Source organism: Arcicella rosea (genome assembly GCF_040543805.1).
GTDB lineage: Bacteria > Bacteroidota > Bacteroidia > Cytophagales > Spirosomataceae > Arcicella > Arcicella rosea.
Genome location: NZ_JBEUMS010000010.1, coordinates 36205 through 49363, shown reverse-complemented (window position 1 = coordinate 49363; position 13159 = coordinate 36205). Strand labels below are relative to the sequence as shown.

9 protein-coding genes are annotated in these 13159 nt (G+C 33.1%); all 9 read right to left on the bottom strand.

Annotation, left to right across the window (positions count from 1 at the left end):
• Positions 1-62 precede the first annotated feature (62 nt).
• The 9 genes from arsB to ABID42_RS14090 all read right to left on the bottom strand — a co-directional run bounded on the left by arsB (position 63) and on the right by ABID42_RS14090 (position 12758).
• Positions 63-1130, bottom strand: coding sequence for an ACR3 family arsenite efflux transporter (gene arsB / locus ABID42_RS14130; RefSeq protein WP_367284193.1), 1068 nt, complete (start codon positions 1128-1130; stop codon positions 63-65).
• A 246-nt stretch (positions 1131-1376) separates the two neighbouring features.
• Positions 1377-2513 carry a DUF7005 family protein gene (locus ABID42_RS14125; RefSeq protein WP_367284192.1) on the bottom strand — a complete coding sequence of 379 codons (1137 nt, stop codon included), beginning with the start codon at positions 2511-2513 and terminating at the stop codon, positions 1377-1379.
• Positions 2514-2516: 3 nt separating this feature from the next.
• Positions 2517-5429: an NHLP bacteriocin export ABC transporter permease/ATPase subunit gene (locus ABID42_RS14120; RefSeq protein ID WP_367284191.1), complete on the bottom strand. Its 2913-nt coding sequence runs from the start codon at positions 5427-5429 to the stop codon at positions 2517-2519.
• A 127-nt stretch (positions 5430-5556) separates the two neighbouring features.
• A complete protein-coding gene (locus ABID42_RS14115; protein ID WP_367284190.1) occupies positions 5557-7746 on the bottom strand; it encodes an NHLP family bacteriocin export ABC transporter peptidase/permease/ATPase subunit in 2190 nt (729 codons plus the stop codon).
• 17 nt (positions 7747-7763) lie between these two features.
• The gene (locus ABID42_RS14110) at positions 7764-9026 is read right to left on the bottom strand and encodes an NHLP bacteriocin system secretion protein (RefSeq protein ID WP_367284189.1); all 1263 of its coding nucleotides are present in this window, start codon (positions 9024-9026) and stop codon (positions 7764-7766) included.
• Positions 9027-9040: 14 nt separating this feature from the next.
• A complete protein-coding gene (locus ABID42_RS14105; RefSeq protein WP_367284188.1) occupies positions 9041-10612 on the bottom strand; it encodes a TolC family protein in 1572 nt (523 codons plus the stop codon).
• 24 nt (positions 10613-10636) lie between these two features.
• Positions 10637-11152 carry a cyclic nucleotide-binding domain-containing protein gene (locus tag ABID42_RS14100; protein ID WP_367284187.1) on the bottom strand — a complete coding sequence of 172 codons (516 nt, stop codon included), beginning with the start codon at positions 11150-11152 and terminating at the stop codon, positions 10637-10639.
• Between the two features lie 136 nt (positions 11153-11288).
• Positions 11289-11945, bottom strand: a complete 657-nt coding sequence (locus tag ABID42_RS14095; protein WP_367284186.1) for a helix-turn-helix domain-containing protein — start codon at positions 11943-11945, stop codon at positions 11289-11291.
• Between the two features lie 78 nt (positions 11946-12023).
• Positions 12024-12758: a hypothetical protein gene (locus tag ABID42_RS14090; RefSeq protein ID WP_367284185.1), complete on the bottom strand. Its 735-nt coding sequence runs from the start codon at positions 12756-12758 to the stop codon at positions 12024-12026.
• Positions 12759-13159 lie beyond the last annotated feature (401 nt).

Below are 13159 nucleotides of genomic sequence, written 5' to 3'. Positions count from 1 at the left end.
TTAAAACAAAAAACAATCGGAATATTTTTTCCGACTGTTTCTGTATTTTACCAATATGAAATTCATTTCGCTTCTGAGTACCATTTTTTCTTGAACCAGAAGGCTACTCTAACCAATAAAATTAAAGCAGGAACTTCTACCAAAGGACCGATTACTCCTGCAAAAGCTTGCCCACTGTTTATTCCGAAAATTCCGATAGCAACTGCGATAGCCAATTCAAAATTATTTCCTGTTGCTGTGAATGAAATGGCAGTATTTTTAGCATAATCAGCACCCATTTTTCTGCCTATAACAAAGCTCACTAAAAACATAATAATAAAATAAAGTACTAAAGGAACTGCAATTGCCAGTACATCAAATGGAATTTGTACAATCAGTTTTCCCTTTAAACTGAACATTAATACAATGGTGAAAAGCAAAGCAACCAAAGTAATAGGAGAAATAAATGGAATATATTTATGATTGAACCACTCAATCCCTTTCCACTTTATCAATACATATCGACTGATAATTCCTGCAAAAAAAGGAATGCCTAAATAAATCAAAACACTTTCTGCAATTTGTTCAATAGTGATATTTACTTCCATACTTTTCACCCCAAAATATGGTGGTAAAACAGTAATAAAAAGATACGCATAGATACTGTAAAATAGAATTTGAAAAACGCTATTTAAAGCTACCAATCCAGCAGCATACTCTCGATTTCCTTCTGCTAATTCATTCCAAACGATGACCATTGCAATACATCTTGCAATACCGATTAAAATCAAACCAACCATGTATTCAGGTTGATTATGAAAGAAAATAATTGCTAATGCAAACATCAAGATTGGTCCAATTATCCAATTTAATAAAAGCGAAACACTTAGTATTTTGGTGTTTTTGAACACTTCACCGATATTCTCAAAACGTACTTTTGCCAAAGGCGGATACATCATTAATATTAAACCAATAGCCAAAGGAATATTGGTTGTTCCACTAGAAAATGAATTAATAAATTGGGATGAATCAGGAATAAAATAGCCAATCCCTACGCCCAAAAACATGGCTAGAAAAATCCATAAAGTTAGGTATTGGTCTAAAAAACTTAGCTTTTTTCGTTGTGTTGGATTGCAATTAATAGCACTCATAAACTCTGATTTGTTAATATTATACAGTTGGGCTTAGCGTCAGCCATGTGTTATTTTGAGAGTAATGATTTAAATGTCATTGTGAACATTCCCACAAATTCATTTAAAAGCAGATTACTTCAATGTTTTTGAAGTAGATTATTATGTAATATTGCAATATTACGATAAACATCTAAAATAAAAAAGAGAATGGTTGCTGTTTTCTTTTTGTGATTTGTTTTACTTAACATAACATAAATTATAAATCTAAATATATTCTTTGCTTATCGCTTCCTTGTACTTATTTAGCAGTAAATGTTTTCCGTTTTCTGAGGCTATTTTTAAAATACTAACTTTACACAAAGCATCGATTCTAGCTATTTGGTCATTTGCTGAATTTATCTTTTCTAATTCATCATCAAAACCTGCAATATTTTTTATAGCATTTTTAATGATTGAAGTAAGTTTTTCAAAGTTTTCAAAAGATAGGTTTGAACTACCCAGATAGTTTTCGAGTCTTGCTCCTTTTCTATAAATTGGATAATTTTCTAATCCCATGAATGCCAACATCCAATCCATATTGTAATAACCAATAGTCTTAGTAATTCCTACATAATCTGCAATTAGTTCGTCGTGAAGGTTATTAGACGCACTGCCATATTTTTTTAACGTAAATAGATGTGCACACTCATGTTCAAGTCTGATTGAATAGGAATATAACTTCCATTCAGATTCAGATATTGCTAAACTACTAGCAGAAACGTTACTGTAAGGTTTTGTACTTAAAATGATTATTCTATCTTTAAATAACCCTGAATTTGGTAAGACATTTTTTACAAATTCCTCATTCCAGTTTTCTAAAGGATTATTTGCTAACCAATCTTGTTTCAAAGAATGTAATCTATGCCAATTATTAATTCCATTAATTAGGATTGCCCCCATTGAGCCAGGAATAGAGATTGGGTTATTCTTGTATAAAAGGCTTTGGACGATTTGTTTAAAATCCTGATTGTTAGGAACTTTTATCACTGGAACTTTACCCGCTATACTTTCAAAAATATTAATTTCAATTCCCTTTGTGTCAATGAGATTTAGTGTACTTTCCCTTTTGAGTGGAGCATTTTTTCCTTTCAATACTGTATCAACGTAATCCTCTGTTTTGTTTATTCCTTCTTCTATAGGGAAATTTAATTGAGGATAACACATTTTCAAAATGGAAAAAGCATTTCCACCAACAGAATCTGTTGCATAGCCTTCCCATGAACTAATATATGGCTCGTCAATCAATAAGGAGTTAGGTTGTGCTTTTTGAGAAGAAAACTTATTCTCAAAATACAATTCCAGTTCTTTAGATAAATCGTCGCCTTCTTCTTTTAATGCCAAACTTGATAAAGTAGTTTCCATTGATTAAGCAATTTGGCGTTTAGCAAGTTGTGCAAAAAGAGCATCATTTTCCATTAATTCATCATACGTACCCGCTTCAACGATAGTTCCTTTATCCATCACATAAATACGGTCAGCATTCTTAATGGTACTTAGCCTATGAGCTATTATGATTCGGGTTGCTTGAAGTTTATCTAAACTTTGAGAAACAATGTTTTGTGTTCTGTTGTCTAATGCACTAGTTGCTTCATCCATGAACAGTAACCTTGGCTTATGTACAATTGCCCTTGCAATCATCAATCGTTGTCTTTGTCCACCCGAAAATGTGCCTGCTCCTTCACTAACAACGGTGTGCATTTCCATTGGCATTTGCTTGATATCATCCTCCATTCCTGCCATACGAGCAGCTTCCCAAGCATCATCTAATGTCAATTCGGAATTTCCCACGATATTTTGATAAATACTTCCTGACATTAATGCACCATTTTGTAAAACAACGCCGATTTGTCTTCGTACTAATTCTTTATTCATTGATTCAAAAGAATCTGTATCATAATAAATAGAACCTGCTTCGGCTTGTTCAAAGCCTAAAAGTAATCTCATAATCGTAGATTTACCAGAACCTGAGGCTCCTACGAAGGCAACCATTTCACCTGGTTTAACTTTGAAAGTAACGCCATTCAATACAAGTGGCAGATTTTCTTTATATCTAAAAGAAATAGAATTCATTTCTATTTCTCCTGCTAATTCACCAGGGTCTATACTTTGTTCTGCAGATTCTGTTTCTTCTTCCAAAATTGGCTTTACTCTTTCATATAATGTAATTACATTCAGAGACGTAATTAGAGCCATACTTAGTCTTAAACTATCATTCAAAAATTTGTTAAAAGCACTAATAAAAGCTAAAAAAGCTCCTACTGAAAGCATACTTACAGCTCCAGTCGAATTTAATATGGTATAATATAAGAATGAGAAAAAGAAGATGCTGGTTAAAAGTGGGTAAGACGCATTGAATGTTTCTACAAAATTTTGATACATTCCTGAGTTAAATCCAAGTTTCTTTAAGTTTGAAAACTTATCTGCCCAAAGTGTGAAAACTCTACTTTCTCCTCCTGTTATTCTTATTTTAGTAATCCCAGATAGAAACTCAAATAAAAATCCTTGTATTTCACCTTGATACTTAGATACTTGTCGATCATATTTTAATTTTAGTAATCCAATGCAAACTATAAAAGCGGCTGCAATTGCACCTAAGAGTACACCAACCCAAGCCAACTTGGCATCATAATAAAAAAGTAATATCAAATTGACAAAAGAGAAAGCTCCACTCAATACCGCTGTCATTAAAGTATTTGAAACAATTTGACGAATAGCATTAATACTTAATACTCTATTGGTAAGGTCGCCGGCAGAGAATTTTTTATAAAAAGTCACAGGTAATCTTAGCATGTGATCCATTACACCCGCTTGCAAATTAATACTTGACTTTGATTCAACCCTTAATTGTAGGACTCCTTGAGCAAGCTGTAAACCTGCAGATACGAATCCTATCATAATCATAATAGCAAAAACTTCCGTGTGAAGAGATTTATCAGCAGTTGGAATAACATCATCATACATCAATCCAGATAGCATTGGTATCAATAAACCAATTAAAGTTCCTACGAATGCTGCAAGTATCAATATTTTTGAATCTTTCTCTACTCCCTTGATGGCAAAAGTAACTACTTTTTTGATTGAAGTCATTTTGCTATCAAATCCAGCAAAGAACATATTGCCAATCGGTTCTAAAGTATCTGCAACTTCATTATCAATGACTAACTCTTCGCCACTTGACAAATTTTTCATTACATAACTTGTAGAAGTTTTTTGTATTAATGCTACTGGAGTTTTGTCTTTTTTGGTAAAAGCCAATAAATGTCCGTTTTCTTCTTTCCACCAAGTTCCTCGCAGAATAACTTTACGAATTCTTATTTTCGAGCTCTTTGCAATGGCATATAATTGATTGTTAGTACTATTTTGGTAGGATTCTATATACTTGGGCTCTTCCAAATCAAAGCCAATCTGATTTCCAATTAATTGACAGGTTGCAAAAAGAACACTTTGTTTATTTGAATTTTGATAAACAGCAGATGGACACTTTTCATCATTACCTACTACGATAGATTTTATTTTTTCTAAAGTAGTTTTTAGTCCTTGCGCTTCATTAATAAGTTTATCTTGGAAACGATTACTTTCTTCTGTTCTTTGGTTTTCAATAATTTTATTAAGTTGAGTATAGAAATACCCTTCTAGTTTGCTCAATGAAAGTAGAAAATATATTTCGTCTTCAATGAGTACCTCTCTAGTACTTAACACTCTCACTTCTGTAGCATTGGTAAGAGACTTTATCCATAATTTATTTGAAACAGGTGCAAGAAAATCAGGATATTGCGCTGAGCTGATAGGGGTACTTTCAGAAAAAACGTCAATTTCACCCTTTAGCAGGTGAATCCAATTGATGCCACTTGAAGGGAAAGCAACCGTATTTTTTTCTAAAGTAGTTATTTTAAAATCATCAAGTGCTGTGTAAATTCTTGGAGTATTATTAGTATTTAAAATGGTAGATGTTTTAGTAATCCATTTATTAATCATATTCTTTAAAAAGAAGGGATCAACATCAAGTAGATTATTTTTGTCAATTGCTAATAAAGTAGCTTCATTTGATGAAATGATAAGCCTTGTATTATCAGTATGCTCAGGAGCCAATAAACTAAATAATATTTCTCCTTTCTGTGCGGTGTACAAGTGTCTTAAAGCAATTAAATACTCTCCATTTTCACCAATTTTAGTATAAAAAACATTTACTTCACCCGAAAGCACCAGCCAAAATCTATCCGTATCGTTCAGAATAAAGGGATTTTCAACTCCGATATATATTTTTTCATTTACAGACATGAGAGTAAATTTTATTAGTCCTTGATTTAAGTAATGAATACAATTTAAGCGACGTTTTGTGTTTATGTAAATAATTGATTATTAGGTGTATGAAGTGCTAATCATTACCTAAGTAGATAATTATATTTTATTTTGATTCAATTAGCTGAGCGTAAACACCATTTTGTTTCATCAGTTCTTGATGAGTTCCTCGCTCTACGATTTTACCGTATTGCATTACGATTATTTCATCACAATCCATAATTGTGCTGAGTCTATGAGCAACAATCAAACAGGTACATCCTCTTCTTTTGATATTATCCATCACTAATTTTTCGGCCGTTGGGTCTAAGGCACTTGTAGCTTCGTCCATAATCAAAATAGACGGATTGGTGGCTAGTGCCCTTGCTATTTCTAAGCGTTGGCGTTGCCCACCGCTAAAATTAGAGCCGCCTTCCATCACCATACTATCATAAGCATCTTTTCTGACTGCTATAGTATCATGAATGGCGGCATCACGAGCAGATTGAATAATATTTTTATCCGAAATGGTAGTATCCCAGAAGGCAATATTTTCTTTAATTGTCCCATTAAAAATTAGTACTTCTTGGTCAATTACTGCCAAAGAATCTGTAATGATATGTCGGGGAATATCGTCTTTGGGTTTGCCGTCGAACAAAATTTCACCTTTCCACGGTTTATATAATCCCGAAGCTATTTTAGCCACTGTTGACTTGCCACTACCAGAGCCTCCAACCAATGCAACCCTACTGCCGGGTTTCAATTTTAAATTAAAACCTTCAACCAAAGCTGGCATCGTGGTATTATATCCAAAGGTTACATCCTTCATCTCGAAATACCCAATCAACTTTTGATTGTTGGCAGTATTCAAATTTTTTGCTTGCTGATTATCACCTCTGAATTGGTCATCCACTTCATAATTTATTACATCGTCTATACGACCCATGTCACTTTCTGTTTCATTTAACAATGTACCAACAGAAATTAATTGATTAACAGGCGAGATAAAATTCCCCATCAAGTAAGTGAAAGCTACCAACGCTCCAAGGGTCATCTGTCCATCCATGATTCTCAAAGCCCCTATGCCTAAAATCAAAGTAGTTGTCAACGAAGTAAGCAAAGGAGGAATGGCATTGAACCTAACTGATAACCATCCTAATTCTTGTTGTCCATTGGTTACTTTTGCTAAATATCCAATCCAATTAGTAAAGAAATCATTTTCTCTCCCCGACGCTTTCAAGGTCTCAATCATACTGATTCCAGATGTTGTTATGCCTAATAGTTTGCCCATTTCGTTGCTCAAACGACGATTTCCATCTTTCCTCGCTCTTGATACATATTTAATAACACCCACATTAAGCGCTGCCATTAATATCCCAATAAGGGTTAAGGGAACATCATACGAAAACATCAGGATGGCATAAAATATAACAACAATGATATTCAATGCAGCATTGGCAAGATCCCCACTTAGTAGTTTCGCTACCTTGTCGTTGAGTGATACTCTGTTACCAATTTCACCACTATAACGTTGCGTAAAAAAAGCTATCGGTAAATGAAAAACATGCCACAGGAACTTACTGGAAGTAGTTAAAGCTAATTTTGTTTCTAGTTTGAGCAAATAATATTGTTGGAGATAAACTAGTACTGCATTAATAATTAAGGTTACTCCCATAATCAGTAATAGAGGCATTACAAAGCCTGAGTAGCCATTTATCAAGTATTTATCAATAAATATTTGGATAAATGAAGGGATAACTAAACCAGGAATGACTAAGAAAAGGCTCACTAAAATAATATAGCCGATACTTAATTTTGAATTTGCAATTCTTGAACCCAAGGATGCAAGAAGTCCTCTTTTTTCATTTCCTTTTTCAAATGTTGCACTTGGATTAAATGTAAGTACAACTCCAGTATAAGCTTCATCAAACTCTTGATGACTCACTTGGTATCTTCCTTGGGCAGGATCACTTAAAAATACTTTATTTTTGGTAAAGCCTTCCAACACTAAAAAGTGGTTAAAATTCCAAAATATAATCGCTGGTGTCTGGATTTGCATCAGCTTTTCAAGTGATTTCGCATAGCCTTTAGATTCTAAGCCAAATTCTCTAGCTGCTTTGATAATATTGGTAGCTTTTAAGCCATCTCTTGAAACTCCACAAGCGATTCTCAGTTTTTCCAAAGGAACGAACTTTCCGAAATATCCTAATATAATGCTCAGTGCGGCAGCACCACACTCCACACTTTCCATCTGTAATACTGTAGGAACCTTAACTGGTCTTGCCTGTTTTTCGATAACAAACTTGGTAGTATCCATCTTTTAAAATTTGTTCATTAGTACAGATCAAAAAATTTCTTAAATGCAGGTACCACGATTGTAGCAGGCGCTTCCTGTTTTATGGTAATTTTACCCGTGCAAGAAGTACCTTCTTTTATCAAAATATCAGGGCCTTTAGCTGAAGTCCACTTGAATCCGCTGTATGATGCAGTATCTTTTTCAAATTCTACGTGAACTTCAAAAAGAGGTCCAGAGGCTAATAAACCTTTCGCTAATTGGTCATTCTTGACAGAAGTCATCATACCTTGTTGCGTAATGGGGAAGTCAGAAATGTAAGTTACCTTGGCTTTGATAAAACCGTATTCTTGTGGTTGTACTGTAGATGGAACCACAAAAGCCTCCATGCCTTTTTTAATTTTCTTACCATCTTGCGAAGGAATATAAAGTACACCCTTCAACTTAGTTATTTTTTTTTCATGCAAGTTTTTGACTTTGAACAAAGGCGTACCAGCAGCTACCATAACGCCTGCATCTGTTAGCACTTCAACTACTTCACCATCATAAGAACTTCTTATATTCGACTGAATATCATATCTTTCAGATACAAACTGAAGATTCCTTTCGGCTTCTGCAATTCGTTGATTTTGCAAAGTAATTTTTTGCTGTAAATCAAATCCTATATTGAGTTTTCGGCTTGAGGTTTCTGCCATTTGAGATTTTAATCTTTCGATAGTATTCTTGGAAGCATCAATTTGTTGTTTTGTATTAGCAACTTGCGATTTTACGATTAATCCTTTTTCAAGTAAATTATTTTCAGATTCTAACTGATTACTCAGAAATGATAGTTTCTTTTTTTCTGACTCGATTTCACCTTGAATACTTATTCTATTTTGATTAATTATTTCGCTCTCCAACTGTGTTCCTTGACTACCGTAAGACATTAATTTCCCCATCTCCAATTTCCTGTCCGACAATACAGCTTTTGCAGATTCTATTTGTTGAATAAGTTCAGGTTGTTGGATTTCAGCGATAATATCGCCTTCCTTTACATTTGTACCTATAGCAACACTCAATTTTACGAGTTGACCTTGCGAAGTTGCAACAACCTCATGAACCTCTCCGCCTAAAACTACTCCAACGGCATTGAGTTTTGTTTTTACTCTGCCCACAACAGCCCAGCCTATACCTGTACTTAATGCCAAGAAAACCGTAAAAAGAGCAATCCAAGCTTTTGGACCAGTCACTTTTATTAATTGGTCTAATTTCTCTGGTGTCGAAAGTTTTTCCAATGCTGACTTTCTGAAAAATCCTGCTGCCATAGTTTTATTTTTTATTAATTATCGGTTTGAGGAATACTATAAAATGATTTTTGATCTAAAGTAAATCCCTGATTATCTTGTGAAATTAGCGTTCCAGTTTCATGTCTAAGGTTAATGATTGCATTAGCAAATTGTTGGTAAGCCTGTAAATATTCTAATTGTGATGCCGTTAAGCGTTCTTGGAATAATATCAAATTTAAAAGAGTAGTCAATCCTGTTTGGAATTTCCCTTGTTCGTTGTTGAAAGCTACTTGGTAATTATTCAATGCCTCTTTTGCCTTTTCAAGTACAAGTACGCTATTATTCAAATTGTTGAGGGCATTGCTAATATTTAATTCTACATTTCTTTGAAGATTATCATTAATCACTTTTTGGTCATTTAAGGCAACATTAATCTTAGCAAGATTACCTTTTGCTAAATTATTATTTACAGGAAATGTAAAGCTCAGTTTAGCTCCAACGCTCATATTTCTACCTTGATTACTTGTGAGAGAAGAGAAGGTTTCGCTAATACCATTACCCATACTTGCACTTCCGTAAGAAGCCAATGCCGTTAAATCTAATTGTGGTGTTGTATTATTGGCTGCCAATTTAGCTTGCATTTCTAATGCTTCATATACTTTCTTGAGTGCCTTCAGGTCTGCTCTTTTTCCTTTTGCAAGTTTAATGAAAGTGTTTTTATCTAAATCTTTCCTATACTCTGACTGAGAAATTGTTGGAAACTCATTTTCAGGAATATCCAACAACAGACTTTCTTCGTTACTAAGTCCGATTGCTCTTCCCAAATTAAGCCTTGCTGTATATAAATTCTGTTCAGCCAAAATCGTTAGTTTTTCCTGATTGGCTAAATCTGCATTTACCTGTACTATATCTCCCGCTGGTTTTTTGTCGGCCTTTATTAACTCATTTGTGATTTCTAAAACATTTCTAACCCTACTTTCATTCTGTTTATAAATTTCTACATTTTTAAATGCAGTAAAATAATTCCAGTAAGCAAAGCCTATCTGCAAGATTTCATAAGAATTTGTAAACTCATTATTCTTTTTTGAGTTCTCTATATAAAGTAGGGATACTCTTTCAGAGACAGTAGTAACCTCACGTCCTCTCCCCCTTAATAATGGTTGCGTTAAAGAAAAGTTAATAGTACTTGTATGATTACCCCAATAAGCTCCTACATTTTGATTAAAACTATCGAAGGGGAGATTACTATTATTGAAACCATAATTCAAACTTATATCTGTGGTTTGTCCAGAACGAAGCTTTTTACGAACACCCGCAGAGAATTCTGAAGTATTTGTTTTTAAAACCTTATCAACAAACTGATTTCTGGTATCTGCATCAAAAAGATTGTACCTACTATTTCTAACTAATAATCCTGAATATGAATTAACATCAAAGACACTTTTTTGAATCTGAAAATCAGCTCCAGCATCCTGAATGGTATAAGTACTTCTTTTTAATAAAGGATTTTTATCAAATGCCTTATATGAGATTCCAATTAAATCACATTTGATTTTTGACTGACCGTATAAGTTGTTGATATAGACAACAAACAACAATATGTAAATACATTTACAAAATCTCATTACATTATGTGTTAAATGTTTACTTTATACTTCAGAAAATCTATGCAGTATTTGCCCAAATCTGGCTCCAGCTTGTGCAACACCATCCAATACACTAATATCTATTAAATCTTCTTCTTCTGGATTTCCATATCCTAACTGATCTGTGGTCTTTCTTAATCTATTTGATAGAAACAAAGCCAAAGCATAATAGAAATTTGCTCTAAATTCCATATTAGTTGCAAATCTAGCTGTTATCATTTCACGAGAAATTTGATAGACAACCGTTGGCTGAGTAACGATAACTGAAACAGAGGGTGGTCTGGATTCTAAGAATGACATTTCTCCTACTATTTCACCAGCTTCGAGTTTTGCAACTGTTTCATTATTGTTGGTACATACTGCCAACTGGCCCGATAAGACTATGTACAAACTATCAACAAACTCTCCTTTATTGATGAGTCTATCGCCTGTTTCCAGTGTTAATTTGCTACCATTGGTAATCATCCACTCAACATCTCTGTCATTTAATTGACCTAAGAAAAAAAGGACTCTTTTCATAATTATCTTGTTTTAAAGTAATACACTAATTTATCCTGTTAAAGTTTGACAATTAAGCCAAAATGTATGTCATTACTGCCATTGAAAGCTTTTGATAAGGTAATAGTTTTGTGTTCAGTCTGCATAGAATGGACGATTAACGTAACGTTTTAATAAGGTCTTTAGGTGAAACATTGTACTGACACATGAACAGCGTTGAAAAATAGTGAACATCATTATATCCAACGGAATAGGCAATCTGTGAAATAGAATTTTGGATATAATTATCAATCATCTGCTTTGCTTTGTGTAATCGTAGAATCCTTATATATTTATTAGGTGTTAAACAGACTAAATTCGCAATTTTTCTATGCAACTGTCTTTCGCTAACTGCCATTTTAAACGCTAAATCGTAGAGACTGAGGTAATCTTTGGTGATACAGCCATAAATCTCTTTTTCAAGGCTCATGAGCCATTCTTGATCCATTTTTGTTATTTTTTGAGGTTTTATCTCATCTGAACACATTGCTCGGACATTTTGATTTTCCTCATAAATTTCAAAAATTTCTGGACGACCCTGAAAAGTTATATTGAGGGATTTAGATTTAGCTTTTCGCATTATTTCTTCTACGATGTCACTAATTTCTTTGCTACTCGAAAAGATGATTTCATCAACAATATTTTTATGCTCCATCGAACTATTTTGACTCGCACTAATAATGTTTTCTAATGGGTTTTTGATATTCTGAACAATTTGTTCCAAAACATCTGGAGAAGACCAATCGATAGCTATGTTTTTTCTTGTGTCCATCATATTTTTTTGTAAATAGTGTTTAGAGGTACTTGAAAAAAATGGTTAATGAAATTCAAGAGTATTTTAATATAACGATAATCAATATACGTTTTTTGCTTTGGTGTTACATTCTAAAAATGTATCAAACTCTAGGAAATAAAATCTTCGCCAAAAAGTATCTTGTGGATTTCTAAAAGCTTCAAAAGCTAAGATTGTTTCTTTGTCTAGTTGTTCGATGGTTCTATTTTTTTCTTTTAAAAAAAGCTGTTTCAATTTTTCAGATTTCTCAAACCAATAATTGGCTCGTTCTAAATACAGCTTTTCGCTTGTCAAAAAATAAATGGTTTGGTAAAGTAATGCTATACCAATTGTTCCACTTTTCAAATCAAAGGTCAAATCTTCTTCTTTAAATCTGTCTTCTTTAATTTTTGAAAAAGATGCTATAAGATTAGCTTTTTTAAGTAACCTTTCATCTTGTAATAAAATCGCAATTTTTACAAACAACAGTGCAATTTGTAACTCTCCTTCATACAAAGAAATAATATTATTGGTAATGATATTATCGCCTTCAAACTCAGCAGGAAGAATTGAAATATCATCTTCAGATAAATCTAAAGGTATCAAATAAGTCCATAATAGATTAACACTCTTTTGTAAGGTTGTTTTTATTTTCTCTCTTTGAAGTAAATCACTCAAAAAATATTCTTGAATGAGTTGGTGTAAGGCAAGATTATAACCTGTCATGTTCAAAGAGATATGTAAAATTTCTCCTTCTGCGAGTTTCTCTACAATGCTATCACAGTAGTCTAAATATTGGTTATCCCGATTAAGCATCCTAGTATTTATTTGTATCTTTCAGAGATTAATTCATATTTTGATGCTACTTCTGCATTGATGTTGAATGTAAGCAACCAACTTGGTTTACTTCTATTACTGCTTATTACTGCTCTTTTGTTTCTTTGCCCTCAAAGACTTGAATAAAAGTATTTTAAGTGCCTGTATTAATAAAATTTATTATGCGAAAGTGCCAAAACATTATGTGAAACTTGATTTTTGCCTGGATATAACAAATTTGGTTTTAAAGGACTTCGCTGAATATTTAAATAAATACACAACTTTAATGAAAACTAATAAATATGACTTTATAATAGACTTGTAGTTTATATCAAATATCACTAATTGTGAACCCCGTTGTCTTTATGGTGTCAAAATTTGTAAAAGTTTTTTGGTGTGCG